This is a genomic window from Enterobacter sp. 18A13 (genome assembly GCF_007035975.1).
Taxonomy (GTDB): Bacteria; Pseudomonadota; Gammaproteobacteria; order Enterobacterales; family Enterobacteriaceae; genus Enterobacter; species Enterobacter vonholyi.
On sequence record NZ_AP019634.1, the window covers coordinates 417,678 to 443,172 of the forward strand.

Genomic DNA, 25,495 nt, shown 5'->3' on the forward strand with positions numbered 1-25,495 from the left:
CTACCAGTTAACAAATTTAGAGGGCCTTATGGCAACGTACTATAGCAACGATTTTCGTGCTGGTCTTAAAATCATGATGGACGGCGAACCGTACGCGGTTGAAGCCAGCGAATTCGTTAAACCAGGTAAAGGCCAGGCATTCGCACGCGTTAAGCTGCGCCGTCTGCTGACCGGTACCCGTGTTGAGAAAACCTTCAAGTCTACTGACTCCGCTGAAGGCGCTGATGTTGTTGATATGAACCTGACCTATCTGTACAACGATGGCGAGTTCTGGCATTTCATGAACAACTCCACTTTCGAACAGCTGTCTGCTGATGAGAAAGCGGTAGGTGATAGCGCTAAATGGCTGCTGGACCAGGCTGAGTGCATCGTAACCCTGTGGAACGGTCAGCCTATCGCTGTGACCCCACCAAACTTCGTAGAACTGGAAATCGTTGAAACCGATCCAGGTCTGAAAGGTGATACCGCAGGTACCGGCGGTAAACCAGCCAAACTGTCTACCGGCGCAGTGGTTAAAGTTCCACTGTTCGTACAGACTGGCGAAGTGATCAAAGTGGATACCCGCTCCGGCGAATACGTGTCCCGCGTGAAGTAATTTACGTCATGATTGAAGGCGCAGCGCCCGCTGCGCCTGATTTTTGCAGGCAGGGATGATGAAACGTACCGTTAAAATTCTGCTTCTGTTAGCGCTTTCCAGTGCATTGCTTTCCGGCTGTAACACCACCCGTGGAATGGGACAAGATATCCAGGATCTCGGTCATATCATTTCTCACGCCGCCAGCTAAGTTCGTCTAATTTTCCTAAAAATGCTTCCTTTTCCGTCATCCGGCGGGATCTTGTCTATCCTTAAGTTGCTATACACAAAACAACTTTGGCTATAAAAGGAAGATATTATGGTTAAGAAGACAATTGCAGCGATCTTTTCAGTCCTGGTACTTTCTTCAGTATTAACAGCCTGTAATACCACGCGTGGCGTTGGTCAGGATATTTCTGAAGGTGGTAGCGCAATCTCTGGTGCGGCAACTAAAGCTCAGCAGTAATTAACCCACGGTACGAGACCAGCCGTTTCGTACCGTCAGCTTTTTGATTCCTGCAGGGATAAGAACGGAGAAAAACGCGTATCCATATGCAATTTCATGCGGATATTGCGTTTATAGGTATAGACCGTTTTTCCGTTGATACTCAGGTGGGCAGCAATCTTTTGATTGCTCGCGCCGTCCATCCATAATGTAAGCACTTTCTCTTCCTGCCGGGTCAGCAAGGGGGCGGCTGCCGTGGGCCTTTCAGCGCATGAGCGCGAGGTTAATGCATCATTTATAGTCGTTGCCACTTCTTCGAGACTGGCGTTTTTCAACAGCGACGACCACACCGGGAAGTGTCCGAGCCAGTCTGTCATGCCGTTGTCCTCTCCCGATTGCAGCAAAATAAACGGTAAGCGTTCACTGGCGTTGAGCAAAGACGAGAGCTGCTGAAAATGATGAATATCCTGCCTGAAGCCGTACAAATCGGCGATAACCAGCGTGGGTTTCCATTGCAGAATGTGCTCCCTGGCAAGGAACAGATTATTCAGCCCGGTCACAACGTAGTGTCCCGGGAACAAACCGGAATGATTGAGCCATGCTTCAAACCCCGTGCGGGTAAAGTGACAACGGTCAATCAAGAGAATTTTGAACATATTTTATTCGCAGTCGGCTAGTGGTTTGGCTTCCTGCCATCAGAAAGCACATCATCATAGAGAAGTCGGATGAGTGCTAAATGCCGGAACTACGCGCCATACTGCGGCTATTTCTTGCCTTAACGTGTTCAGCAAAAAAAGATTGAAAAAAAATAGCACGCTAACCAAAATATGGGGCGTAATCTCTGCCTTACGGGACGACCCGTAAGCGTTTCTTTCACCGGGGACGGCCCCAACTTCTATTAAGTTAAGGAGCCTGAAATGTCCTGGATCATTCTTTTTATTGCCGGTCTGCTCGAAGTGGTTTGGGCGATTGGTCTCAAGTACACCCACGGATTTACCCGCCTGACGCCCAGCGTTATTACCGTAACCGCGATGATCGTGAGTATTGTCCTGTTATCCTGGGCGATGCGCTCGCTACCTGTGGGAACGGCTTATGCCGTCTGGACGGGCATTGGTGCGGTGGGGGCCGCCATCACCGGCATTCTGCTACTGGGAGAGTCAGCGAGTCTGGCGCGTATCGCCAGCCTCGCCTTGATTGTAGCGGGGATCATTGGGCTTAAGCTCAGCACCCATTAATGGGGTTGTTTTACCCAGATCAGTTTTGACACATCAAACCCTTGCCGGGTCGCGACGTCCAGCATCTGCTGTTTCATTTCTGACGAAATAGTTGGCGTGCGGGAAAGTATCCACAGATAGTCGCGATCCGGCCCGCAGACCAGCGCGTGACGGTACTCTCTGTCGAGCGCGATCACGTTATAGCCACCATAAAACGGGCCAAAGAAAGAGACTTTTAGCGCGGCCCGTCGCGGGTCGCCCGTGAAGTACGCTTTCCCAATCGACTGCTGCCACATCTCCCGATCGGGATTATAGCCCCGGTTGATCACCTGAATACCGCCATCATCCATCGGGCTGTAATTTGCAGTGACCTTCTCTAAGCCCTGCTCAAACCGATGGTCGAGGCGCGCGATTTCATACCATGTTCCAAGGAAGCGTTGTGCATCAAAAGGCGTGACGACGGTAACGCCAGGCGGTGGGGTAGGGGAACTGCAGGCAACCACTAAAAACGCGGCTGTCACCGCGGCGATAACAGGCAGAATGCGCATAGGAGTTTCCTTACTGTTTTTTGTTAAGTGTAGATGACGGCAAGGAAAATGTGGTTTTTGTGCGGTGTGTTTCGCCGGGTAAGCGCAGCGCCACCCGGCAATGTTTTACTGCAGCGCGTCGAGGATACGGTATGCCGCCTCAACGCGGGCAGGGTTCGGATAGCTTTTATTCGCCAGCATCACAATGCCGAGCTGTTTTTCAGGAATAAATGCCACGTAGCTGCCAAACCCGCCGGTTGAGCCTGTTTTATGGACCCAGGACGCGTTGACCAGCGGTGCCGGTGGATTCACTTCTCTCGCAGGCAGCGGTGCCAGCGCCACCTTATTGTCGCTGCCTTCAACCACGGTTTTGGCATCGACCGGCCAGTTAAGCATTTCCCAACCTAACCCTTGATACATGGCCCCCACGCGCCAGTAGCGAGACTGCGCCAGGGCAATGCCTTTCCTGAGTGAACTATCCTGAAGCGAGTCCGGCTTCATGTTGACCATCACCCAGCTTGCCATATCCTGCACGTTGGTTTTTACGCCATAGGCTTCTGCATCCAGCATTCCTGGCGAAACGTGGACCGCTTTACCGTCGCGGTATCCCCAGGCGTAATGCGCCTCTTCCGTTTTCGGAACGTTAATCCAGGTATGGTTCAGATTGAGCGGCTTAAAGATTCGCGTCGTCATGGCCTGCTCATAGCTCATGCCGGAAGGTTTAACCGCCAGCGCGCCAAAAAGACCGATGCTGGCATTGGCGTAAAGACGCGTGGTGCCCGGCTTCCACTGCGGCTGCCAGTTTTGATAAAAGCGCAGCAGAGAGGCGTTATCCGTGACCTCATCCGGTACCTGTAACGGCAGACCGCCTGCGGTATAGGTTGCCAGCTCCAGCATGTGAATGCCCTGCCACTGCTTGCCCGTCAGTTCAGGCCAGTATTTTGTCACCGGATCGCCGAGCGATATTTCACCGCGAGCAATGGCATCGCCACCCAGTACGCCGGTGAAGGTTTTACTTATAGAACCCAGTTCGAACAAGGTTTGTGGGGTGACGGGTTTGTTTGCCGCAACATCGGCTTTACCGAAGGTAAAGTAGTGCGGCTGACCCTGATAAATCACCGCCACCGCCATGCCCGGAATGGCCTGCGCTTTCATCAGCGGCGTAACGGTACGTTCCACCACCTCAGCCAGCTGTTTTTCGGACATCGGTGCGGCGAATGCAGAGCTGGCAACGCTGAGCAGCAGGGCACAGCTTAGGGATTTTGTCATCATCAGTTATCTTCCGTAATAGCAGTTCAAGGGAGTGTCCGGGCCCGTCAGACCGCTGTAGTCTGTTGGATTTGACTATGGCTGACAAACGGTTAAATTTAGCATTAGCTGTTAATTTTTCTAACGGACGAGACCATGACGCGCAGCTATCTTCCTCTGAACTCCCTGCGGGCGTTTGAAGCAGCCGCCAGGCACCTCAGTTTTACGCATGCCGCTATTGAGCTGAATGTCACCCATTCCGCGATTAGCCAGCACGTCAAGACGCTGGAGCAGCACCTTAACTGCCAGCTTTTCGTTCGCGTTTCGCGAGGGCTGATGTTGACTACCGAAGGCGAGAATTTGCTGCCGGTGCTGAATGACTCGTTCGATCGTATCGCCGGAATGCTGGATCGCTTTGCCAGCCAGCGCGCGCAGGAGAAGCTCAAAATTGGCGTGGTCGGGACATTTGCGACGGGGGTGTTATTCTCGCAGCTCGCGGACTTCCGCCGCTGCTATCCGCATATTGATCTTCAGCTTTCCACCCATAACAACCGTGTCGATCCGGCGGCTGAAGGACTTGATTACGCCATTCGTTATGGCGGCGGGGCGTGGCACGGCACGGAAGCGACGTTTCTTTGCCCCGCACCGCTTGCGCCGCTTTGCACACCTGACATTGCTGCCGCGTTGCACACCCCTGCCGATATCCTGAAGTTTACCCTCCTGCGCTCTTACCGGCGCGACGAGTGGACAGCCTGGATGCAGGCTGCGGGTGAAAATCCGCCTTCACCGACGCACCGGGTAATGGTATTTGATTCGTCCATCACCATGCTGGAAGCCGCGCAGGCAGGTACGGGCATCGCGATTGCCCCTGTCGATATGTTCACCCATCTGCTGAACAGCGAGCGCATCGTGCAGCCATTTGCAACGCAGATTGACCTCGGCAGCTACTGGCTCACGAGGCTGCAGTCACGGGCAGAAACGCCCGCAATGCGCGAGTTTGCCCAGTGGCTGGTGGGGAAGATGCAGAAATAAAAGGCCCGCCTGATGGCGGGCCTGAAGCGTCAGATGGTGACCACGGCAATCAGCGTTACTACGGTCAGGATGGTTGCCAGACCGTAGAAAACCCATTTCCCGCTCGGGACATGGATTTTCAGGTCATGCATCGCATGGTGAATACGGTGCAGGCCACACCACAGCGGCAGGACGATCATCAGGAAGATGAACACGCGGCCGATAAAGCTGCTCGCGAACGCCAGTACGCGTTCGTAGCCCAGCGCATCTCCCGGGAAGAGCCCCAGCGGTAGCATAATGCCGACCAGCAGTATGATGACGGGGGCGATGATGGCACTCCACATGCCGCCTGCGCCAAACAGACCCCAGAAGACCGGCTCGTCAGAACGTTTTGGATTTGGATTGATCACAGTAGTCTCCTTACCAGTACAGTGCGACAAACAGAATGACCACAGTGACCAGAATCGTCACTGCCCAGAGCCCTTTAATCACCGGCTCTGGCCCCATTTTCTCGTCTTTTACGATGATGTTCGCCGCTTTTGGCGCCAGCTCAAACCAGGTTTTGGTATGAAGCAGCGCGGCCGCGAGCACGATCAGGTTCAGAACAACAATGATCGGGTTTTGCAGGAAACCGACGAAGCTGGCCCAGGCTTCCGGGCCATGCTTGAGGGCAAAAACGCCGTACATCAGCTCAAGGCTGAACCAGACCGCCGGTACCGCCGTGCCTTCACGCAGCATGTAGAAGCGATAAAACGGCAGATTTTTCCACCAGGTTGACGGCACAGGCCGCACGTAGGCTTTGCGTTTAGTCGTCATCATGCACTCCTTAGCGTGGTTTCAGGGTAGCGATAAGAAAGTCTTTCGAGCTTTCCACTTTACCCTGCTGAATTGCGGCGGCCGGGTCGACGTGCTTCGGACAGACTTCGGAGCAATAACCCACAAAGGTACAGCTCCAGACGCCGTTCTGGCTATTGAGCTGCGCCATACGTTCTTTTTTACCGTGATCGCGGCTGTCCTCGTTATAGCGGTGCGCCAGGGTAATGGCGGCCGGGCCGATGAACTCCTTGTTCAGGCCAAACTGTGGACAGGCGGCGTAGCAAAGACCGCAGTTGATGCAGCCTGAGAACTGATGGTATTTCGCCATCTGCGCCGGCGTCTGGGTGTTTGGCCCCTGATCCGGCGTGCGCGGGTTACCAATGATGTATGGCTTAATGGCTTCCAGGCTTTCGATAAAGTGGGTCATATCGACCACCAGATCGCGTTCAATCGGGAAGTTGCCCAGCGCTTCGACCTTAATGCCCTTGGTGTATTCGCGCAGGAAGGTCTTACAGGCCAGCTTCGGCACTTTGTTGACCATCATGCCGCAGGATCCGCAGATTGCCATGCGGCAGGACCAGCGGTAGCTCAGGTCTGGCGCCAGGTTGTCTTTGATATAGCCGAGCGCATCCAGCAGGGAGGTTTGCTCATCATAAGGGACTTCATAGAAAGCGCTGTGCGGTGCGGCGTCCACTTCCGGATTGTAGCGCACCACTTCAACCTTCATTTTTTGCATCTCAGCCATTCGCCTTCTCCTTCTTCTCGGCGGCTTCTGCTTCTGCACCGTACACGCGCTTAGCCGGCGGCAGCGTGGTGATTTTCACGTCGCTGTAGTCCAGACGTGTGGTGCCATCCGCATCGCGCCAGGCGAGAGTGTGTTTCAGGAAATTGACGTCGTCACGTTCGGTGCAGCCTTCGTCCAGACGCTGGTGGGCTCCACGCGACTCTTTACGCGCCAGCGCAGAGTGCGCCATACATTCCGCTACGTTCAGACCGTGGCCCAGCTCGATAGTGTAGAGCAGGTCGGTGTTGAATACGCTGGAGGTATCGGTGATGCGCACGCGCTTGAAGCGCTCCTGCAGTTCCGCCAGCTTGTCGACGGTTTTTTGCATCAGCTCTGGCGTACGGTAGATACCGCAGCCTTCTTCCATCGACAGGCCCATCTCGTCGCGGATCTTAGACCAGTTCTCGTTACCCTCCTGGTTCACCAGATCTTTCAGGCGTTTTTCAACGTCTGTAACCTGCGCATCCAGTGCGGCACCGTTGGCTTCGCCTGCGGTAGCCGCCCGCTCCATCGCGCGCTCGCCCGCCATGCGGCCAAAGACGACCAGCTCTGCCAGCGAGTTAGACCCAAGACGGTTGGCGCCGTGCAGGCCCACAGAGGAACACTCGCCGACGGCGAACAGGCCTTTAATTCGGGTTTCGCACTGCTGGTCGGTTTCGATCCCGCCCATGGTGTAGTGCGCCGTTGGACGTACCGGAATCGGCTCTTTCACCGGGTCGACGCCAACGTAGGCTTTTGCCAGTTCGCAGATGAACGGAAGACGTTCCAGCAGCTTCTTCTCGCCCAGATGACGCAGGTCGAGGTGAACGACGTCGCCGCGCGGCGTGGAGATAGTGTTGCCTTTGCGCCACTCGTGCCAGAAGGCCTGAGAGACTTTGTCGCGCGGGCCAAGTTCCATGTATTTGTTCTTCGGCTCGCCGAGCGGGGTTTCCGGGCCCATGCCGTAATCCTGCAGATAGCGGTAGCCGTTTTTGTTGACCAGAATACCGCCTTCACCGCGGCAGCCTTCCGTCATCAGAATGCCGGAGCCTGGCAGGCCGGTTGGGTGATACTGGACGAACTCCATATCGCGCAGGGGTACGCCATGGCTGAGCGCCATGCCCATGCCGTCACCGGTGACGATGCCGCCGTTGGTGTTATAACGATAAACGCGACCCGCACCGCCCGTCGCCATCACTACCGCGTTGGCGCGGATCTGGACAAGCGTGCCTTCCATCATATTCATCGCCACCAGGCCGCGCGCGTGTCCGTCATCAACCAGAATGTCGAGGACGAAATGTTCATCGAAGCGCTGAATTTGTGGGAACTGAAGGGAGGTCTGGAACAGGGTGTGCAGCATGTGGAAGCCGGTTTTATCAGCGGCGAACCAGGTGCGTTCAATCTTCATTCCGCCAAAGCGGCGAACGTTGACGCTGCCGTCCGGACGGCGGCTCCACGGACATCCCCACTGTTCAAGCTGGGTCATTTCCGTTGGACAATGATGCACAAAGTAGTCAACGACATCCTGTTCGCAAAGCCAGTCGCCCCCTGCAACCGTGTCGTGGAAATGGTATTCAAAGCTGTCATGATCCTGCGCAACGGCGGCGGATCCTCCTTCTGCTGCCACAGTGTGGCTACGCATTGGATAGACTTTTGAAATCAATGCGATTTTAGCGTTGGGATTAGCTTGTGCTGCAGCAATCGCAGCACGTAATCCAGCCCCGCCAGCGCCTATTACGGCAAGATCGGCTTGAAAAGTTTGCACGACATTCCTCCAGATTTTTGTTATTTCGCAACGCGACAAACTAAAGGTAGTTCACCCGTCCAAAAGGACGATTGCGAAAGCGTTTCCACTGCTCCTTTATGGGTAAAACAGTATAACCGTGTAGATGTCAGGGAAATTTGACGTGTTCGATTTTTTTGCTGTTCTGTACGGCGATTTATCATGAAGATTGATGAAATACGTCACGAAAAAGTTCACCTAAATGAAATGCGCTTTTTTACTGCGCAAAATTTGTCTCTGCCCCTGCTAACGAGTAGACTTCGTGCCCTTGTCTGAAATCGGAGAACAACTCATGAGCGAAACGGCCACCTGGCAGCCGAGCGCATCCATCCCTAATCTGTTAAAACGCGCTGCAATTATGGCGGAGATCCGCCGTTTCTTTGCCGACCGCGGAGTCCTTGAGGTGGAAACGCCGTGCATGAGTCAGGCAACGGTAACGGATATTCATCTGGTCCCGTTTGAAACCCGTTTTGTTGGCCCCGGCCACTCTCAGGGGATGAATTTGTACCTGATGACCAGCCCGGAATATCACATGAAACGCCTGCTGGCGGCGGGGTGTGGTCCGGTCTATCAGCTGTGCCGCAGTTTCCGTAATGAAGAGATGGGTCGTCACCACAACCCGGAATTCACCATGCTGGAGTGGTACCGCCCGCATTATGATATGTACCGCCTGATGAATGAGGTGGACGATCTGCTCCAGCAGGTGCTGGACTGTTCAGAAGCCGAAACGCTCTCCTATCAGCAGGCTTTCCAACGCCATCTGGAAATCGATCCGCTGTCGGCGGATAAAACCCAGCTGCGTGAAGTAGCGGCAAAGCTGGATCTGAGCAACGTGGCGGATAACGAAGATGATCGCGACACGCTGCTGCAGCTGCTGTTCACCTTCGGCGTAGAACCGCAGATTGGCAAAGACCGTCCGACGTTTGTCTATCACTTCCCGGCAAGCCAGGCTTCACTGGCGCAGATCAGTACCGAAGATCATCGTGTCGCAGAGCGTTTTGAGGTCTATTACAAAGGCATCGAACTGGCGAACGGCTTCCACGAACTGACTGATGCCCGCGAGCAGCAGCAGCGCTTCGAGCAGGATAACCGCAAGCGCGCCGCGCGCGGTCTGCCGCAGCAGCCTATTGATGTTAATTTGCTTGAAGCCTTAAAAGCGGGTCTGCCGGATTGCTCCGGCGTGGCGCTGGGTGTGGATCGTCTGGTGATGCTGGCCCTGGGCGCAGAGCAGCTTGGCGATGTGATTGCGTTTACCGTAGATCGCGCCTGACGGCAGTTAACCCTCTCCCGTGGGAGAGGGTCGCCCTGCTTATCTTACAAACTCCCCGCCGGGCGCGTACGCGCCGCTGACGTCAACGTTCTTCCCGTTTTACGCCCGTCCAGGCTTTCCAGACGCATCTGGAACGGTGGGAACGGCATATCAATACCGTGCTCGCGGAAGCCTGCCAGAATCAGCTGGTGGATCTCATGGCGCAGCGGCATACGGTGGCCCATTTCGGCGGCGTAGATACGCAGCTCGAAAATCTGGATCCCCTGCTGTAAATCCACCAGGAACACTTCCGGTGCCGGGTTATCGATCACCAGCGAGCAGCGCTCTGCGGCTGTGTAGAGGATCTGGGTGACCTCTTCGCTGTTGGCGTCCGACGGCGCCGGTACCGTCAGCACCACACGGGTAACGGAGTCTGACAGCGACCAGTTGATGAACTGCTCGGTAATAAACGCCTTATTCGGTACGATGATCTCTTTGCGATCCCAGTCGCTGATCGTTGTCGCACGTGTGTTGATCTTCGTGATGCTGCCGGTCAGATCGCGGATCGTGACGGTATCGCCAATACGGATCGGTTTTTCGAACAGAATGATCAGGCCAGAGATGAAGTTGGCGAAAATCTCCTGTAAACCAAAACCTAACCCTACACCAAGGGCCGCCACCAGCCACTGCAGCTTCGACCACTCAATACCGATCATCGAGAAGCCAACCAGTCCGCCAAACAGCATGATCAGATATTTGGTTATGGTCGTAATCGCATAACCCGTCCCCGGCGTTAAATCCAGATGCTGCAGCAGCGCCAGCTCCAGCAGCGCCGGGAAGTTGCGCACCAGCTGCGTGGTAATGATCAGCACCAGAATGGCAATCAGCACCGCCCCTAAGGTGATCGGCTCCAGGCTTTCAACACCCTGCACCGTGGACGTCACGTCCCAGAGAGAGATGTTCTCCAGGAAGCCGAATGCGGAGTGGATCTCTGACCACAGGAAGATCACCGACAGGAGGGCAATCAGCATCAGTATGGAACGAACCAGACGCAGGGACTGGGTGCTGATGGCATCCAGATCCAGTTCGACCTCGTCCGCCTCCGTCGTGCCTTCCGTACTGTTGACGTGGTTTGGCTCTTCCTCACCTCGCGCGCGCTGGGCGAGGATCTCTGCCCGGCGATGCTTGGCTCGGTCAAAGGCCAGACGGCGGCGCTGGATCAGCATCCAGCGGCGGATCACGTGGTACACCACCAGCAGCAGGAACCAGATGGCCACCGAGGTTTCCAGCCTTGCCAGCAGCGCCTGCGCGGTTGCCAGATAGCCCACCGCGGCCGCCAGCATCGCAAACAGCGGCGCGCTAAGCAGCAGGTTCCAGAGCAGCCGGTTGAACATGTTTTCGCCGCTGCCGGATTTATCGAGATAGAGCGGAATACCCGCGCGTTTCAGGCTGAGCGTGACGATGGCCAGCGCCCCGCATATCAGCATAAAGCAGAGACGGCCCAGCGAGCCTGAGAATTCCCGATCGTTGAGATTGTCGAACATGATCAGCGCCATAATCAGCGGCACAATCAGCCCGATGCTCATCAGGTAGTAACGCATGGCGCGCGCAACGCGATTACGCGGCCAGCCAAAGTGGGTGATAAACAGGCCATTGGGGCGCGCGAAGGTGGCGCAAATCATGACTACCCACAGCAGCGGCACCGTGGCGGTGACGCCATCGCCAATCGCGACCGCGAGCGGATAGGGCCAGGCTTCCCGCAGGCCATACCCCAGCGTCATCCACAGCACCGGCAGCGGGGAGGCGACAAGAATCGACCAGAATACGGTGCGCAACGTTAGCCAGAAGTGATCCTGGGTGACTTTCCCGACCCTGGAGCTGGAACGCTCCAGGAAGCGAGTGAAATGTCTGCGCGAGTAAATGCTGAAGCCCACCAGAATCAACGCCCCCAGCAGCGGGAAAATGGTCTCTTTGCTGGTGAACATCATCACGCTGGCCTGTCCCAGCTGGCTGAAGGTGTCCAGCGAAATCAGGCGGCGCAGGTCCTGGACAATTTCAATCGGCCACGAGAAGGTCATCGGACGCACGTCGGACGTCCAGAAGAGATAACGGTGCGTCGCCTCGTTCACCTCTTTCAGCGCATCTTCCAGCTGGCTATTGGAGACTTTTAGCTTGGTCAGCTCCAGAATCAGCGTATCCCCACCCTGGAGCAAAGAGTTCAGCAGTTCACGCTGGGTACGCAGCTGGGCTTCCAGAATACGGTTTTGCTCGCTGGTCAGGGGCTGTCCGTCAGCCTGACGGATCTGGCGGATTTGCGGCTGTTTATTAAGGAGATCTTCAAAGTGCAGTCGCTGAACGCGCAGCTGGGCCATCTCGGTATCCAGCTGTTGCGGCTTCGGCATTTCCGGCAGGCGCGCGACCTGGGCACGTAGCGCTTCACCCAGCAGGTTTGATGACCCGAGCCACTGGGACTGCTCGCGCAGGGTGTTGAGCGCCTGGCGAACCTGAAGGGTTTGATTGGTGGCCTGACGCTGCTGCGAGGCAACCAGATCCATACGCTGCGCCTGCTGATTCAGCGCGGCAGAAAGCTCGCGGTTGACCTTAAACTGTTCGACGATTCCGGCAGGCAAGTTATCGCTGTTTTCTGCCAGCAGTTCGGTACTTTCCAGCGCGCGCTCCGCCTCGCGTTGACGCTGACTGTTGAGCTGATTGCGCAGGGCCTGGAGATACGCATCCAGTTGCTCGCTCTGCTTCTGAGCGAGTTCAGAGCGCATCCGCGACAGCTCCTGGCGGTTATTGGCGGAAAGCTGCGCCAGCTCAAGCTCATCGACAAGGGCCTTCAGGCGAGCAGATTCTGCCTGCAGGCCCAGATTTTGGGCCTGAGCCTGTGGCGTATTGCCGCTTTGCGTGCCCACGCGGCGCTCAACTTCATTTAGCTGGCGACGGGCGTCGGTTTGCTGCTGCGGAAGCTGGCTGAGGGAGTCGGCAATTTCGCGCGCGCGCTCCTGCTCCTGCTGAGCAAGGCGGCTCTTTTCCAGAAGCTGGCTGCTGACCTGCAGGATCTCCTGGTTCAGCGCGTCGGAGGTCATCCCTGCGGGAACATCGCGCGGTTCGTCACGCAGATTATTGAGCTGCGCGCGCAGCGTCTGCGAGAGTTTGGGGAAGTTGTCGATAACCTGCTGATACTGCTGAGCGCGCTCAAGAGAGCCTTTCCGCTCCTCAAGCGCGTTCAGGGCAGCCTGGAGCGACTCGACGGTCTCTGGCTGAGCGGGTTTGGCCGCTTTTGCCTGCTCCAGTTCCTGGGTTATCTGTTTGGCGTCGGGGGCTGTCGCTGCGTACGCCCCCATGCTGAGGCACCAGGCCATCAGTAGAACGATAATCGGGCGCACGTCAGCGATCCTTCTATTGTTAGCCTTCGTCTTTTTTGTCGTCAACCAGCGGGCTGGCGTCGTGCTCGGCGTTAATCTCTTCCTGTGACAGCGGTGCTGGTTCTGCTTCCGGCGTCACGAAGGTTTCGGTTGAGACCGCCAGCGGCTGACCCAGCTTGGTGACCGACAGGCTTTCGAGCTGTTCAGCCAGTTTCACTTTGCCAGGTGCAAACAGGTTGATCACGGTGGAGCCCAGCTTAAAGCGACCCATCTCCTGACCTTTGAGCAGGGCCACAGAGCCTTCCGCTTCACCGGCAGGCCAGGTCCAGCGTTTGATCACGCCTTCGCGCGGTGGGGTGATGGTGCCGGCCCAGACGGTTTCAATGCTGCCTACGATGGTTGCACCCACCAGAATCTGTGCCATAGGGCCAAATTCAGTATCGAACAGACAGATGACGCGCTCGTTACGGGCAAACAGGTTCGGCACGTTCTGCGCGGTCAGGTGGTTGACGGAGAAAAGGTCGCCCGGGACATAAATCATTTCACGCAGGATACCGTTACACGGCATGTGCACGCGGTGATAGTCGCGCGGTGACAGATAGGTGGTGGCAAACGTACCGTTGCGGAACAGATCCGCCATCAGGTAGTTACCTGCCAGCAGCGCTTCCAGACTGTAGTTATGGCCCTTCGCCTGCAGGATTTTGTCGTCTTCGATGTTACCCAACTGGCTAATGACGCCGTCTGCGGGCATCACCAGGACGTTAGGGTCGGTGTTCAGCGGGCGCACTTCGTCACGCAGCGGGCGCACGAAGAACTCGTTGAAGGTGCGGTAGCTGGCGGTATCCGGCTTTTGCGCCTCTTTCATATCGACCTTGTAATATTTTACGAAAAGGTCGATGACCAGTTTGGTCAGCCAGCCCGCGCGTTTGCTTGCGCCCCAGCCCGCCAGGCGAGTGAGCCACAGTTTTGGCAGAATGTATTGAAGCGAAAGTTTAAATGCGTTTAACAAGGTAGCCTCCAGGCCATTGTTTTGTCGTTCCTGATCCGGCGTTAAGCCGCCGGAACCTGAAAAAGGGGGACGATTTTAGCGATGCTTAGCTTAGTTGTCAGTTATCAGAATCAGAAAAGTTTTTACGCGTTTTTACGTCTTCCATGCTCTCAAGAATACGGTGGTAATTCTCGAAGCGGGTTTCCGCGATCTCGCCTTTCTCAACCGCTTCACGGATAGCGCAGCCAGGGTCGTTATCGTGTTTACAATCGCGGTATTTACAAGCGCCTAAATAATCATGGAATTCGACAAATCCGTTAAAGATTTGTTCCGGCTCAAGGTGCCACAAACCGAACTCACGCACGCCCGGGGAGTCGATCACGTCGCCGCCGTGCGGGAAATGATACAGACGCGAGGCGGTGGTGGTGTGCTGGCCCAGTCCAGAGACGTTGGACACATCGTTGGTCAGGATCTCTTGCTGGAGGCCAAGCAGGTTGTTCAGCAGGCTCGATTTACCTACGCCGGACTGGCCCGCAAAGATGCTGATACGGTCGGTCAGCGCCTCTTCTAACGGCTTAAGGCCATCTTTGGTATGGCTGGAGACCATCAGCACGCGATACCCGATCTTACGGTAGATATCCATCTGCTCATTCACGAAGGCCATGCCGTCGTCATCCAGCAGATCGATTTTATTCAACACGATGATCGGTTCAACCTGCAGCGTTTCGCAGGCGACAAGGTATCGGTCGATAATGTTGAGCGAAAGTTCGGGTAAAATCGCCGAAACAATGACGATCTGGTTAATGTTGGCGGCAATTGGTTTTACGCCATCGTAGAAATCCGGGCGGGTGAGCACCGACGTGCGTTCATGCACGGCTTCAACGATGCCCTTAACCGTGACACCTTCAGCTGCCTCTTTACCCGGACGCCAGACCACGCGATCGCCGGTCACCAGGGAACGAATGGTCCGGCGGATATTGCAACGGTGAATGTCACCGTCGGCGGATTCGACATCGGCATGCATACCGAAACGGCTGATGACTACGCCTTCTGTCGCTTCACCAAACAGGTTGTCGTCATAATCCGGCTTCTCCGAAGTGGTTTTAAGACGGCGCTGGTGGTTGGCGTTTACGCGGCGCTGCTGCCCTTTGGAGAGTTTATTTTTACTCAATCGCGCTGGCTCCTGGTCGCCCGTAAGGGGCAAAACCTCTATGATACACTCTAATTAATACTAGTTAACCTGCTACTGCCGGTTATGCGAGAAGGGTGGAAAATAACATGAGCGCGGATGAAAACAACCTGATTTGGATCGATCTCGAAATGACCGGGCTGGATCCCGAGCGCGATCGCATCATTGAAATTGCAACTCTGGTGACGGACGCCAACCTGAATATCCTGGCTGAAGGGCCAACGATTGCGGTGCATCAGTCCGACGACCAGCTGGCTTTGATGGATGAATGGAACGTGCGTACCCACACCGGCAGTGGCCTGGTGGAGCGCGTGAAGGCGAGCACGTTCGGCGACCGTGAGGCGGAGCTGGCGACGCTTGAGTTCCTGAAACAGTGGGTTCCGGCAGGCAAATCCCCTATCTGCGGCAATAGCATCGGCCAGGATCGCCGTTTCCTGTTTAAGTACATGCCGGAGCTGGAATCTTACTTCCACTACCGTTATCTGGATGTCAGCACTTTGAAAGAGCTGGCGCGTCGCTGGAAGCCTGAAATCCTCGACGGCTTTAAAAAGCAGGGGACGCACCAGGCAATGGACGATATCCGAGAGTCCGTGGCGGAGCTTTCTTACTACCGTGAAAACTTTATTAAGCTGTGATTTTGCGATCCGGCGCCTTGCGTGGCCGGGTTTTTGTCGTTAAATTGTTCAGCTTGCCGATTTAATAAGCATTTGAACTTAATTTCGAAAAAATCGCTTTAAGGGGGGTTGCAGCTAAAAGGATTTCTCGTATAATGCGCCTCCCGTAACGACAGAGAATTACACGTTACGACAGCAACAAAAGCAGTGCAGATTTGCGGGAATAGCTCAGTTGGTAGAGCACGACCTTGCCAAGGTCGGGGTCGCGAGTTCGAGTCTCGTTTCCCGCTCCAAAATTTGAAAAGTGCTTTCACAGCACAGACTGCCCAAGCGGGAATAGCTCAGTTGGTAGAGCACGACCTTGCCAAGGTCGGGGTCGCGAGTTCGAGTCTCGTTTCCCGCTCCAAATTCTTCTTCATCTCTAAAATATCCACAGCGAAAAGCGTCGCTGGGGACGTTTTCTATTGTCTCTGAAATAATCTTGTGAACAGAGTTATCCACAGAAACTGCGCTTAACCGAAACAGGGTTAAAACTTAGCAGGGTGAATAATATCTCCATAACGCGCTGTATTTAAAACATAAAATTTGATTTCAAAATGTTATTGAGATCACTTGACCTCTTCTCCAGCCCAGATGGCGCTTGAGTTTGTAATTTTATTCACAGGCTGTGAATAGTTCAGGCATCCCGCGGAAGCCCTTTTTCAATCACCCTCACCAGACGCTGTTTCTTCGGCAGCTGCACCTCGACAACGCAGGCATTACGTTTCTCAATTTGCTGCGCAATCGCCCACTCGATGTGCTCATCAAGAAGTGGGTGCTCACCTCGACGGCTTTCAAGCGCCCGTATATTCGCTTCCTCCCACGGGGCATTCCCCAGCGCGACGGCAACATTACGCAGCCAGCGCAAATGACCAATACGGCGAATGGCCGAACCCTCCGTCACTTTCAGGAACCATGCTTCGCTCCAGGCGAACAGCTCAATGAGCTGCGGCGCATGCAGCGCCTTACGCGGGCTGAAATCCTCTTCGTCCGTGAGCTGTGAATAGCGGTTCCACGGGCAGATCAGCTGGCAGTCGTCGCAACCGTAGATGCGGTTGCCAATAAGTGGCCGGAATTCCTCTGGAATGGCCCCTTCCAGCTCGATAGTGAGGTAGGAGATGCAGCGGCGTGCATCAACAGTGTAAGGCTCGACGATAGCACCCGTCGGGCAGATGGTCATGCAGGCCACGCAGCGCCCGCAGCCTTCTTCGACCGGGCCGTCTACCGGCAGCGGTAAATCAATCAGCAGTTCGCCCAGGAAGAAGAACGATCCGGCGTCACGGCTGAGGATAAGTGAGTGCTTACCTGTCCATCCAAGCCCGGCTTTTTCGGCGATCGGGCGCTCAAGAATAGGCGCAGAATCGACAAAGGGTCTAAAATTCAGCGAAACACAGTGCTGCTGAATGGTTTCCCCGAGTTTTTTTAAGCGGTTACGCAAGAGCTTATGGTAATCACGACCCAAAGCGTACCGGCTGACGTAACCCAAAGAGGGATTTTTTAGCGTGCGCGCAAAGGCCGCGTTGGCGGGTAGATAGTTCATGCGCACGCTGATGACGCGTAATGTGCCCGGCAAAAGCTCGTGAGGACGGGCGCGCATCATGCCATGACGCGCCATCCATTCCATTTCGCCGTGGTATTGTTTGTCCAGCCAGGCCTGCAGTTTCGGCTCGCTGGCGGAAAGGTCGGTATCGGTAATGCCCACCTTCTGGAAGCCAAGCTCAGCACCCCACTGTTTTATTTTTTGCGCTAATTCATTGAAATCGAGGGGCTGTGACATGACGGACCATACGGTGAAGAAAAACCCCGCAAGTATACCACATTCCATCTGGCATGCGGATGACCTCCGGCGTGCCGAAAAAGAGGCCGCAGACAGCCTCGGGATTACCCTCTATGAACTGATGCTACGTGCGGGTGAGGCGGCGTTTAACGTTGCCCGCAGCGCGTACCCGCAGGCTGCTCACTGGCTGATTCTGTGCGGGCACGGCAATAACGGCGGTGACGGCTACGTCGTCGCCCGTTTGGCGGTTGTGGCCGGTATCCGCGTGACCTTGCTGGCTCTCGAAAGTGATAAACCGCTGCCGGAAGAGGCTGGCGCGGCGCGGGAGGCATGGCTTAACGCAGGCGGTGTAATTCATGCGCCTGATATCGTCTGGCCGGAAGAGGTGGATCTGATTGTTGATGGTCTTCTGGGCACCGGGCTGCATAGCGCGCCGCGCGAAAATATTGCCGCGCTTATTGAACACGCTAACAGACATTCCGCGCCGGTAGTCGCCCTGGATATTCCCTCTGGCCTGATTGCACAAACCGGCGCGACGCCGGGAGCGGTCATTGAGGCTGCACATACGGTGACCTTCATCGCCCTCAAGCCGGGGCTACTGACCGGTAAAGCACGAGACGTCGTTGGCGTTTTGCACCACCATGCGCTGGGGCTGGAGAGCTGGCTGTCCGGGCAGGAAACGCACCTGGCGCGTTTTGATGCGTCGCAGCTTGCAGCGTGGCTCCCGCCGCGCCGACCAACGTCCCATAAGGGCGATCACGGCAGGCTGGTGATTGTGGGAGGAGACCACGGTACGGCTGGTGCGATTCGTATGACGGGTGAAGCGGCTCTGCGCAGCGGTGCCGGATTAGTGCGAGTGCTCACTCGCATTGAGAATATTGCGCCCATAATCACCGCTCGGCCGGAACTGATGGTCCATGAGCTTACGCCCCAGGCGCTTGAAGAATGCCTGGAATGGGCGGATGTGGTGGTGATTGGCCCCGGGCTTGGGCAGCAGTCATGGGGTAAACAGGCCCTGCAAAAGGTCGAGAATTTTCGTAAACCGATGCTGTGGGATGCCGACGCGCTTAACCTTCTGGCAATAAACCCGGATAAGCGTCACAATCGCATTCTGACACCACACCCCGGCGAAGCCGCGCGCCTGCTTAACTGCAGCGTGGCAGAAATTGAAAACGATCGCTTACTTTCTGCTCAGCGTCTGGTAAAACGTTACGGAGGTGTTGCTGTTTTAAAAGGGGCAGGAACCATTGTTGCCAGTGATGAGATGCTGGGCATTATTGATGCCGGAAATGCGGGCATGGCGAGCGGCGGAATGGGCGATGTGCTTTCCGGCATCATTGGCGCATTGCTTGGACAGAAACTTCCCCTTTATGATGCAGCCTGTGCGGGCTGCGTGGCCCACGGTGTCGCGGCGGATAAACTGGCTGCGCGTTACGGTACACGCGGTATGCTGGCCACGGATCTTTTTTGCACGCTGCGGCGTGTTGTTAACCCGGATGTGATTGACGTAGAAAATGACTAATCGAGCGATTCCTTTACCTGATGAACAAGCCACTTTAGAACTCGGCAAGCGCGTGGCGCAGGCCTGTCAGGGGGCAACCGTCATTTATCTGTATGGTGATTTAGGTGCGGGTAAAACCACCTTCAGCCGGGGTTTTTTGCAGGCGTTAGGGCATAACGGGAATGTGAAAAGCCCAACCTACACGCTGGTAGAACCGTACACCCTTGAAAATCTCATGGTGTACCACTTCGATTTATACCGCCTTGCGGATCCTGAGGAGCTGGAATTTATGGGGATCCGTGATTATTTTGCCAACGACGCCATTTGCCTGGTGGAGTGGCCGCAACAAGGTGCGGGTGTGCTGCCTGACCCGGATGTCGAAATTCACTTAAATTACCAGGCTCAAGGGCGTGAGGCACGCATCAGTGCTGTTTCCTCATCAGGCAGTTCCTTACTGGCGCGTCTGGCCGGTTAAGCGTAGGGATGACGGGATGATAAATCGCGTTAAAGGTTGGGTGTTGGCTGCCACCGTGCTGCTGTGCGCGCAGGCCGGGGCGGCAAACCTCTCAGATATTCAGGTATCTAACGGCGAAAGCCAGGCTCGAATCACGTTCAGCTTTATGGGCGATCCTGAGTATGCGTTTTCACAGCCAGACAGCCACAGCGTGGCGCTGGATATCAAGCAGACAGGCGTGATCCAGGGATTACCGCTGCGGTTTAGCGGCAACAACCTGGTGAAAAGTATCCGTTCGGGTACGCCGCAGGATAGCCAGTCGTTACGCCTGGTGGTCGATCTGACCGAAAAGGGCAAAACGAAGGCGGTGAAGCAGCAAAACGGGGCGAACTATACGGTGGTCTTTACCATCAATGCCGACGCACCGCCGCCGCCGCCGGTCGTAGCGAAGCGGGTGGAAGAACCGGTGTATACGCCGCGTCCTGCTGAACCTGCGCGTAATCCGTTTAAATCGCAGAACGATCGCATCACTGCGGCAACCAGCAGTGATACGGTGACGCGTCCGGCGGCCAGCGCGCGACGCGCGACGGTCAGCGGTGACAAAGTGATTATCGCCATTGATGCGGGTCACGGCGGGGAAGATCCCGGGGCGATTGGTCCTGGCGGCACGCGAGAGAAAAACGTAACTATCGCTATCGCGCGTAAACTGCGTTCGCTACTTAATGACGACCCTATGTTTAAAGGCGTGTTGACCCGCGACGGGGATTACTTTATCTCCGTAATGGGGCGCTCGGATGTGGCGCGTAAGCAAAACGCAAACTTCCTGGTCTCCATTCATGCGGACGCCGCACCGAATCGTAGCGCCACCGGCGCCTCGGTTTGGGTGCTGTCGAACCGTCGCGCTAACAGCGAAATGGCCAACTGGCTGGAAGAGCATGAAAAGCAGTCTGAACTGCTAGGCGGTGCGGGCGACGTGCTGGCGAACAGCCAGTCCGATCCGTACCTCAGCCAGGCGGTGCTGGATTTACAGTTCGGTCATTCTCAGCGCGTCGGGTATGATGTCGCCACTAACGTATTGAACCAGCTGCAAAGCGTTGGCGTGCTGCATAAGCGTCGTCCGGAACATGCCAGCCTCGGCGTTCTGCGCTCGCCGGATATTCCGTCCATCCTTGTAGAGACGGGCTTTATCAGTAACAACGGTGAAGAGCGTCTGTTGGGAAGCGACAGTTACCAGCAGCAAATTGCCGAAGCGATTTATAACGGTTTACGCAAATATTTTGAGGCGCATCCTCTGCAGTCTGCGCCGCAGAGCGGCGCTGCCCAGACGGCCAGCGCAGCGCTGCCGGGTGAGATGACCGCGACCAACTAAGGAGAATTCATGCCGATTCAGGTTCTACCGCCGCAGCTCGCGAACCAAATCGCCGCCGGTGAGGTGGTGGAACGCCCTGCGTCGGTGGTGAAGGAGCTGGTGGAAAACAGCCTTGATGCGGGCGCAACCCGCATCGATATTGATATCGAACGCGGTGGCGCGAAGCTTATCCGCATTCGGGACAACGGCTGTGGCATTAAAAAAGAGGAGCTGTCGCTGGCGCTGGCTCGTCACGCCACCAGTAAAATCGCCTCTCTGGACGATCTGGAAGCGATTATTAGCCTCGGTTTTCGCGGAGAAGCGCTGGCCAGTATCAGCTCGGTTTCGCGTTTAACGCTGACCTCCCGTACCGCTGAACAGCAGGAAGCCTGGCAGGCTTACGCCGAAGGGCGCGACATGGATGTGACGGTCAAACCGGCGGCGCATCCTGTCGGGACGACGCTTGAAGTATTAGATCTCTTCTACAACACTCCCGCCCGACGCAAGTTTATGCGTACCGAGAAGACCGAGTTCGGCCATATTGACGAGATCATTCGCCGTATCGCGCTGGCCCGCTTCGATGTCACCATCAACCTCAGCCACAACGGCAAGGTGATGCGCCAGTACCGCGCGGTGGCGGAAGGCGGACAGAAAGAGCGTCGCCTGGGCGCTATCTGCGGGACGCCGTTTCTGGAACAGGCGCTGGCTATAGAATGGCAGCACGGCGATCTGGCTTTACGCGGCTGGGTTGCCGATCCAAACGCGAGCAGTGCTGCGTTCTCGGAAATTCAGTATTGCTACGTCAACGGCCGCATGATGCGCGATCGTCTTATCAATCACGCGATTCGCCAGGCATGCGAAGACAAGCTTGGGGCCGATCAGCAACCTGCTTTCGTCCTTTATCTGGACATCGACCCGCATCAGGTGGATGTGAACGTTCATCCTGCCAAGCATGAGGTGCGGTTCCACCAGTCGCGTCTGGTTCACGACTTCATTTATCAGGGCGTGGCCACCGTGTTGCAGCAGCAGGCAGAGCCAACGCTGCCGCTGGAGAACGACGCTCCTGTACCGCGTCCGCTGCCCGAAAACCGTGTGGCGGCAGGGCGCAACCATTTTGCGGAGCCTGCCGTCGCGCGTGAACCGGAGACCCCGCGTTTCTCCCCGGCAGGGAGCGCACCGCGTCCAACGGGCGCGAACTACCCGAATGCCCAGCCTGGTTATCAGAAGCAGCAGGGAGCGTTGTACCGCAAATTGCTGGAAACGCCAGCCGTGGAGCGTAAAGAGTACATTCCTGCCGCTCAGCCTTCTCTGGACGGGCATAGCCAAAGTTTTGGCCGGGTGCTGACGATTATCGCGCCCGACATGGCATTGCTTGAGCGTGACGGCAAACTGATGCTTATGGCACTGCCGGTCGCCGAACGCTGGCTTAAGCAGGTGCAGCTCACGCCCGGCGAAAATGCAGCCTGTGCGCAGCCGCTCTTGATTCCGGTTCGCCTGAAAATATCCCCTGATGAAACAAGGGTATTGCAGCGTGCAGAGCCGCAGCTGGCGCAGATGGGTATTGAAACTGTGCTCGAACCACAACATGTGACAATTCGTGCAGTGCCTTTACCCTTACGCCAACAAAATTTACAAAACTTGATTCCTGAACTGATAGGCTACCTGGCGCAGCAAACATCGTTTGATGCCGCCAACACCGCGCAGTGGATCGCCCGCCATCTGGCAAGCGAACACGCGCCGTGGAGCATGGCACAGGCCATCAGCGTGCTGGCGGAGGTTGAACGCCTCTGTCCGCATCTGGTGAAAGCGCCGCCGGGTGGGTTATTACAACCTGTTGATTTACAAACGGCGATGAACGCCCTGAAACATGATTGACGCAAGTAAGGCGAGCCTGCCTAAGGCAATTTTTTTAATGGGCCCAACGGCCTCCGGCAAAACGGCGCTAGCCATTGAGTTGCGTAAAGTTTTGCCTGTAGAGTTGATTAGCGTCGACTCCGCCCTTATCTACCGAGGGATGGATATCGGCACGGCGAAGCCTGACGCAGAAGAACTGCGCGCGGCACCGCACCGTTTGCTGGATATACTCGACCCGGCTCAGGCTTACTCCGCAGCGGATTTTCGCCGGGATGCCTTAGCCGAGATGGCAGAGATAACGGCGGCGGGGCGTATACCGCTGTTGGTTGGCGGAACCATGCTCTACTTCAAGGCGCTGCTGGAGGGGTTGTCACCTCTGCCATCCGCGGATCCGGAAATAAGAGCAAAAATTGAGCAGCAGGCGGCAGAGCAGGGTTGGGACGTTTTGCATCAGCAACTGGCGGAGATTGACCCGGTTGCTGCAGCGCGGATCCATCCAAATGATCCGCAAAGGCTTTCCCGGGCACTGGAAGTTTTTTTCATTTCGGGTAAAACTTTAACGGAACTGACGCAAACGTCAGGAGACGCTCTGCCGTATCAGGTGCATCAGTTCGCCATCGCCCCGGCGAGCCGTGAACTGCTCCATCAGCGGATTGAGCAGCGTTTTCATCAGATGTTAGCTTCAGATTTTGAAGCAGAAGTGCGGGCGCTTTTTGCCCGTGGAGATTTGCATACGGACATGCCTTCCATTCGTTGTGTGGGATACCGCCAGATGTGGTCGTATCTTGAAAGTGAGATTTCATACGATGAAATGGTTTATAGAGGTGTTTGCGCCACGAGACAGTTAGCGAAGCGCCAGATCACCTGGTTGCGCGGTTGGGAGGGTGTTCACTGGTTAGACAGTGAAAAACCGCAACAGGCGTTAAACGAAGTGATTGAGGTTGTTGGTGATATCGCTCACTGAATGTGTACAATTGAGGCGTATCGTGCGCAATTTTTCAGAATCGCAAGGTTCTAAGTACAAAACAAGCATATAAGGAAAAGATAGAATGGCTAAGGGGCAATCTTTACAAGATCCGTTCCTGAACGCATTGCGTCGGGAACGTGTTCCAGTTTCTATTTATTTGGTGAATGGTATTAAGCTGCAAGGTCAGATTGAGTCTTTCGATCAGTTTGTGATTCTGTTGAAAAACACGGTCAGTCAGATGGTCTACAAGCACGCTATTTCTACTGTTGTTCCGTCCCGTCCGGTATCTCATCACAGCAATAACGCTGGCGGCGGCACTGGTAGTAACTACCATCATGGCAGCAGCGCGCAGGGTTCTTCAACGCCGGCGCAGGACAGCGACGAGACCGAATAAGGTTTCGCACTGTTATCCACACGGGGAGCCAGGGATCCTGCGTTCCCCGCTGATCTTTTTAGAGAGGTTTACGCTTGTTTGACCGTTATGATGCCGGTGAGCAGGCGGTGCTGGTACACATCTATTTTTCGCAAGACAAAGATATGGAAGACCTCCAGGAGTTTGAATCTCTGGTCTCTTCCGCCGGTGTCGAAGCAATGCAGGTGATTACCGGTAGCCGTAAAGCGCCGCACCCAAAGTATTTTGTTGGTGAAGGTAAAGCAGTCGAAATTGCGGATGCCGTAAAAGCAACCGGCGCGTCAGTCGTGTTGTTTGATCATGCGCTGTCTCCAGCCCAGGAGCGCAACCTGGAAGCCCTTTGCGAATGCCGTGTTATCGATCGCACGGGTTTGATTTTAGATATTTTTGCTCAGCGTGCACGTACCCATGAAGGGAAACTGCAGGTTGAGCTGGCGCAGCTGCGCCATCTGGCAACGCGTCTGGTGCGTGGCTGGACACACCTTGAAAGACAAAAAGGCGGGATTGGTTTGCGCGGTCCGGGTGAAACCCAGCTCGAAACCGACCGTCGTTTACTGCGTGGCCGAATTACCCAGATCCTCTCACGTCTGGAACGTGTAGAGAAACAGCGTGAACAGGGGCGTCGGGCGCGCACCAAAGCCGACATCCCGACGGTGTCGCTGGTGGGCTATACCAACGCCGGTAAATCCACCCTGTTTAACCAGATAACTGAGGCCCAGGTGTATGCCGCAGACCAGCTGTTTGCGACCCTGGACCCTACGCTGCGCCGTATTGACGTTGCAGACGTCGGTGAAACGGTGCTGGCGGATACCGTAGGTTTTATTCGCCACCTGCCGCATGACCTTGTGGCGGCGTTTAAAGCCACCCTGCAGGAGACGCGACAGGCGACTCTGCTGCTGCACGTGATTGATGCAGCAGACGTGCGCGTGCAGGAGAACATTGACGCGGTGAATGTGGTGCTCGAAGAAATCGATGCTCACGAGATCCCAACGCTGTTGGTCATGAACAAGATCGATGTGCTGGACGATTTCGAACCGCGTATCGACAGAGATGAAGAAAACAAACCAATTCGGGTCTGGCTTTCTGCCCAGACCGGTATTGGTGTGCCACTGCTTTTCCAGGCTTTGACAGAACGTCTTTCCGGTGAGGTAGCTCAGCACACGCTGCGACTGCCGCCACAGGAAGGCAGGCTGCGCAGCCGGTTTTATCAGCTTCAGGCGATAGAAAAAGAGTGGATGGAGGATGACGGCAGCGTGGGGATGCAGGTGCGTATGCCGATCGTTGACTGGCGTCGCCTCTGTAAACAAGAACCTGCGCTGGTCGACTATATAGTCTGATCAGAAAGGGGATGCCT

General features: G+C 55.8%; 25 protein-coding genes and 2 tRNA genes. 16 read left to right on the forward strand and 11 right to left on the reverse strand.

Annotated elements, in window-relative coordinates; translation table 11 throughout:
* Positions 1 to 28 precede the first annotated feature (28 nt).
* The 3 genes from efp (at position 29) to ecnB (ending at position 1,040) form a co-directional block, all read left to right on the forward strand.
* On the forward strand, positions 29 to 595 hold the full coding sequence (gene efp / locus FOY93_RS01985) for an elongation factor P (RefSeq protein ID WP_008502940.1): 567 nt from the start codon (positions 29 to 31) through the stop codon (positions 593 to 595).
* 58 nt (positions 596 to 653) lie between these two features.
* Entirely contained in the window at positions 654 to 785 is a 132-nt protein-coding gene (locus FOY93_RS01990; RefSeq protein ID WP_024907352.1) for an entericidin A/B family lipoprotein, read from the forward strand.
* 108 nt (positions 786 to 893) lie between these two features.
* Positions 894 to 1,040 (forward strand): lipoprotein toxin entericidin B, encoded by a 147-nt coding sequence (gene ecnB / locus FOY93_RS01995; RefSeq protein ID WP_003025482.1) that lies wholly within the window; start codon positions 894 to 896, stop codon positions 1,038 to 1,040.
* 35 nt (positions 1,041 to 1,075) lie between these two features.
* On the opposite strand, the gene FOY93_RS02000 is transcribed toward ecnB, so the two are convergent.
* Positions 1,076 to 1,675 carry a helix-turn-helix transcriptional regulator gene (locus FOY93_RS02000; protein ID WP_115876639.1) on the reverse strand — a complete coding sequence of 200 codons (600 nt, stop codon included), beginning with the start codon at positions 1,673 to 1,675 and terminating at the stop codon, positions 1,076 to 1,078.
* Positions 1,676 to 1,936: 261 nt separating this feature from the next.
* Here FOY93_RS02000 and sugE point away from each other — a divergent pair, with 261 nt between their 5' ends.
* On the forward strand, positions 1,937 to 2,254 hold the full coding sequence (gene sugE / locus FOY93_RS02005; protein WP_006178944.1) for a quaternary ammonium compound efflux SMR transporter SugE: 318 nt from the start codon (positions 1,937 to 1,939) through the stop codon (positions 2,252 to 2,254).
* On the opposite strand, the gene FOY93_RS02010 is transcribed toward sugE, so the two are convergent.
* Positions 2,251 to 2,781, reverse strand: coding sequence for a lipocalin family protein (locus FOY93_RS02010; RefSeq protein WP_045888999.1), 531 nt, complete (start codon positions 2,779 to 2,781; stop codon positions 2,251 to 2,253). The two genes, sugE and FOY93_RS02010, sit on opposite strands and share 4 nt — an antisense overlap.
* 105 nt (positions 2,782 to 2,886) lie before the next feature.
* Positions 2,887 to 4,032, reverse strand: coding sequence for a cephalosporin-hydrolyzing class C beta-lactamase MIR-14 (locus FOY93_RS02015; RefSeq protein ID WP_063860838.1), 1,146 nt, complete (start codon positions 4,030 to 4,032; stop codon positions 2,887 to 2,889).
* A gap of 132 nt (positions 4,033 to 4,164) precedes the next feature.
* On the opposite strand from FOY93_RS02015, the gene ampR reads away from it, so the two are divergent.
* Positions 4,165 to 5,040 carry a LysR family transcriptional regulator AmpR gene (gene ampR, locus FOY93_RS02020; RefSeq protein ID WP_143344557.1) on the forward strand — a complete coding sequence of 292 codons (876 nt, stop codon included), beginning with the start codon at positions 4,165 to 4,167 and terminating at the stop codon, positions 5,038 to 5,040.
* A gap of 29 nt (positions 5,041 to 5,069) precedes the next feature.
* On the opposite strand, the gene frdD is transcribed toward ampR, so the two are convergent.
* The 4 genes from frdD to frdA are packed head-to-tail and all read right to left on the reverse strand — an operon-like array spanning position 5,070 to position 8,363.
* The gene (gene frdD, locus FOY93_RS02025; RefSeq protein ID WP_020882959.1) at positions 5,070 to 5,429 is read right to left on the reverse strand and encodes a fumarate reductase subunit FrdD; all 360 of its coding nucleotides are present in this window, start codon (positions 5,427 to 5,429) and stop codon (positions 5,070 to 5,072) included.
* Between the two features lie 10 nt (positions 5,430 to 5,439).
* Entirely contained in the window at positions 5,440 to 5,835 is a 396-nt protein-coding gene (gene frdC / locus FOY93_RS02030; RefSeq protein WP_133295394.1) for a fumarate reductase subunit FrdC, read from the reverse strand.
* Positions 5,836 to 5,845: 10 nt separating this feature from the next.
* Positions 5,846 to 6,580: a succinate dehydrogenase/fumarate reductase iron-sulfur subunit gene (locus tag FOY93_RS02035; protein ID WP_023310124.1), complete on the reverse strand. Its 735-nt coding sequence runs from the start codon at positions 6,578 to 6,580 to the stop codon at positions 5,846 to 5,848.
* A complete protein-coding gene (gene frdA / locus FOY93_RS02040; protein WP_133293620.1) occupies positions 6,573 to 8,363 on the reverse strand; it encodes a fumarate reductase (quinol) flavoprotein subunit in 1,791 nt (596 codons plus the stop codon). Before frdA ends, FOY93_RS02035 begins: the two co-directional genes overlap by 8 nt.
* 310 nt (positions 8,364 to 8,673) lie before the next feature.
* On the opposite strand from frdA, the gene epmA reads away from it, so the two are divergent.
* The gene (epmA, locus tag FOY93_RS02045) at positions 8,674 to 9,651 is read left to right on the forward strand and encodes an elongation factor P--(R)-beta-lysine ligase (protein WP_133293621.1); all 978 of its coding nucleotides are present in this window, start codon (positions 8,674 to 8,676) and stop codon (positions 9,649 to 9,651) included.
* A gap of 44 nt (positions 9,652 to 9,695) precedes the next feature.
* Here the strand turns inward: epmA and mscM are convergent, their stop codons facing one another.
* The 3 genes from mscM to rsgA all read right to left on the reverse strand — a co-directional run bounded on the left by mscM (position 9,696) and on the right by rsgA (position 15,157).
* On the reverse strand, positions 9,696 to 13,019 hold the full coding sequence (gene mscM, locus FOY93_RS02050) for a miniconductance mechanosensitive channel MscM (protein ID WP_115876635.1): 3,324 nt from the start codon (positions 13,017 to 13,019) through the stop codon (positions 9,696 to 9,698).
* A gap of 19 nt (positions 13,020 to 13,038) precedes the next feature.
* Positions 13,039 to 14,007, reverse strand: coding sequence for an archaetidylserine decarboxylase (gene asd / locus FOY93_RS02055; protein ID WP_115876634.1), 969 nt, complete (start codon positions 14,005 to 14,007; stop codon positions 13,039 to 13,041).
* Positions 14,008 to 14,104: 97 nt separating this feature from the next.
* Positions 14,105 to 15,157 carry a small ribosomal subunit biogenesis GTPase RsgA gene (rsgA, locus tag FOY93_RS02060; RefSeq protein ID WP_023334242.1) on the reverse strand — a complete coding sequence of 351 codons (1,053 nt, stop codon included), beginning with the start codon at positions 15,155 to 15,157 and terminating at the stop codon, positions 14,105 to 14,107.
* Between the two features lie 107 nt (positions 15,158 to 15,264).
* Here rsgA and orn point away from each other — a divergent pair, with 107 nt between their 5' ends.
* The 3 genes from orn (at position 15,265) to FOY93_RS02075 (ending at position 16,195) form a co-directional block, all read left to right on the forward strand.
* Positions 15,265 to 15,810 carry an oligoribonuclease gene (gene orn, locus FOY93_RS02065; protein ID WP_023310130.1) on the forward strand — a complete coding sequence of 182 codons (546 nt, stop codon included), beginning with the start codon at positions 15,265 to 15,267 and terminating at the stop codon, positions 15,808 to 15,810.
* Positions 15,811 to 16,006: 196 nt separating this feature from the next.
* A tRNA-Gly gene (locus tag FOY93_RS02070) sits at positions 16,007 to 16,082 on the forward strand.
* Positions 16,083 to 16,119: 37 nt separating this feature from the next.
* A tRNA-Gly gene (locus FOY93_RS02075) sits at positions 16,120 to 16,195 on the forward strand.
* Positions 16,196 to 16,465: 270 nt separating this feature from the next.
* Here FOY93_RS02075 and queG read toward each other — a convergent pair.
* On the reverse strand, positions 16,466 to 17,605 hold the full coding sequence (gene queG, locus FOY93_RS02080; RefSeq protein ID WP_136195722.1) for a tRNA epoxyqueuosine(34) reductase QueG: 1,140 nt from the start codon (positions 17,603 to 17,605) through the stop codon (positions 16,466 to 16,468).
* Here queG and nnr point away from each other — a divergent pair.
* From nnr to hflX, 7 genes are all read left to right on the forward strand, one after another.
* Positions 17,604 to 19,127 carry a bifunctional ADP-dependent NAD(P)H-hydrate dehydratase/NAD(P)H-hydrate epimerase gene (gene nnr / locus FOY93_RS02085; RefSeq protein WP_143344558.1) on the forward strand — a complete coding sequence of 508 codons (1,524 nt, stop codon included), beginning with the start codon at positions 17,604 to 17,606 and terminating at the stop codon, positions 19,125 to 19,127. The two genes, queG and nnr, sit on opposite strands and share 2 nt — an antisense overlap.
* Positions 19,120 to 19,581 (forward strand): tRNA (adenosine(37)-N6)-threonylcarbamoyltransferase complex ATPase subunit type 1 TsaE, encoded by a 462-nt coding sequence (gene tsaE / locus FOY93_RS02090; RefSeq protein WP_143344559.1) that lies wholly within the window; start codon positions 19,120 to 19,122, stop codon positions 19,579 to 19,581. The genes nnr and tsaE overlap by 8 nt, the downstream gene beginning before the upstream one ends.
* Before the next feature lie 16 nt (positions 19,582 to 19,597).
* Positions 19,598 to 20,929, forward strand: a complete 1,332-nt coding sequence (gene amiB / locus FOY93_RS02095) for an N-acetylmuramoyl-L-alanine amidase AmiB (protein ID WP_143344560.1) — start codon at positions 19,598 to 19,600, stop codon at positions 20,927 to 20,929.
* A 9-nt stretch (positions 20,930 to 20,938) separates the two neighbouring features.
* On the forward strand, positions 20,939 to 22,783 hold the full coding sequence (gene mutL / locus FOY93_RS02100; protein WP_143344561.1) for a DNA mismatch repair endonuclease MutL: 1,845 nt from the start codon (positions 20,939 to 20,941) through the stop codon (positions 22,781 to 22,783).
* On the forward strand, positions 22,776 to 23,726 hold the full coding sequence (miaA, locus tag FOY93_RS02105) for a tRNA (adenosine(37)-N6)-dimethylallyltransferase MiaA (RefSeq protein WP_143344562.1): 951 nt from the start codon (positions 22,776 to 22,778) through the stop codon (positions 23,724 to 23,726). The genes mutL and miaA overlap by 8 nt, the downstream gene beginning before the upstream one ends.
* 85 nt (positions 23,727 to 23,811) lie before the next feature.
* Positions 23,812 to 24,123, forward strand: a complete 312-nt coding sequence (hfq, locus tag FOY93_RS02110; RefSeq protein WP_023334248.1) for an RNA chaperone Hfq — start codon at positions 23,812 to 23,814, stop codon at positions 24,121 to 24,123.
* Between the two features lie 74 nt (positions 24,124 to 24,197).
* A complete protein-coding gene (gene hflX, locus FOY93_RS02115; RefSeq protein ID WP_133293627.1) occupies positions 24,198 to 25,478 on the forward strand; it encodes a ribosome rescue GTPase HflX in 1,281 nt (426 codons plus the stop codon).
* Positions 25,479 to 25,495 lie beyond the last annotated feature (17 nt).

Coding starts and splice junctions, on each gene's coding strand:
- frdC (WP_133295394.1), bottom strand. CDS start 5,835: ATGACGACTAAACGCAAAGCCTACGTGCGGCCTGTGCCGTCAACCTGG.
- epmA (WP_133293621.1), top strand. CDS start 8,674: ATGAGCGAAACGGCCACCTGGCAGCCGAGCGCATCCATCCCTAATCTG.
- amiB (WP_143344560.1), top strand. CDS start 19,598: ATGATAAATCGCGTTAAAGGTTGGGTGTTGGCTGCCACCGTGCTGCTG.
- ampR (WP_143344557.1), top strand. CDS start 4,165: ATGACGCGCAGCTATCTTCCTCTGAACTCCCTGCGGGCGTTTGAAGCA.
- hfq (WP_023334248.1), top strand. CDS start 23,812: ATGGCTAAGGGGCAATCTTTACAAGATCCGTTCCTGAACGCATTGCGT.
- queG (WP_136195722.1), bottom strand. CDS start 17,605: ATGTCACAGCCCCTCGATTTCAATGAATTAGCGCAAAAAATAAAACAG.
- miaA (WP_143344562.1), top strand. CDS start 22,776: ATGATTGACGCAAGTAAGGCGAGCCTGCCTAAGGCAATTTTTTTAATG.
- FOY93_RS02010 (WP_045888999.1), bottom strand. CDS start 2,781: ATGCGCATTCTGCCTGTTATCGCCGCGGTGACAGCCGCGTTTTTAGTG.
- FOY93_RS02035 (WP_023310124.1), bottom strand. CDS start 6,580: ATGGCTGAGATGCAAAAAATGAAGGTTGAAGTGGTGCGCTACAATCCG.
- FOY93_RS02015 (WP_063860838.1), bottom strand. CDS start 4,032: ATGATGACAAAATCCCTAAGCTGTGCCCTGCTGCTCAGCGTTGCCAGC.
- efp (WP_008502940.1), top strand. CDS start 29: ATGGCAACGTACTATAGCAACGATTTTCGTGCTGGTCTTAAAATCATG.
- tsaE (WP_143344559.1), top strand. CDS start 19,120: ATGACTAATCGAGCGATTCCTTTACCTGATGAACAAGCCACTTTAGAA.
- ecnB (WP_003025482.1), top strand. CDS start 894: ATGGTTAAGAAGACAATTGCAGCGATCTTTTCAGTCCTGGTACTTTCT.
- sugE (WP_006178944.1), top strand. CDS start 1,937: ATGTCCTGGATCATTCTTTTTATTGCCGGTCTGCTCGAAGTGGTTTGG.
- nnr (WP_143344558.1), top strand. CDS start 17,604: ATGACGGACCATACGGTGAAGAAAAACCCCGCAAGTATACCACATTCC.
- orn (WP_023310130.1), top strand. CDS start 15,265: ATGAGCGCGGATGAAAACAACCTGATTTGGATCGATCTCGAAATGACC.
- mutL (WP_143344561.1), top strand. CDS start 20,939: ATGCCGATTCAGGTTCTACCGCCGCAGCTCGCGAACCAAATCGCCGCC.
- FOY93_RS01990 (WP_024907352.1), top strand. CDS start 654: ATGAAACGTACCGTTAAAATTCTGCTTCTGTTAGCGCTTTCCAGTGCA.
- FOY93_RS02000 (WP_115876639.1), bottom strand. CDS start 1,675: ATGTTCAAAATTCTCTTGATTGACCGTTGTCACTTTACCCGCACGGGG.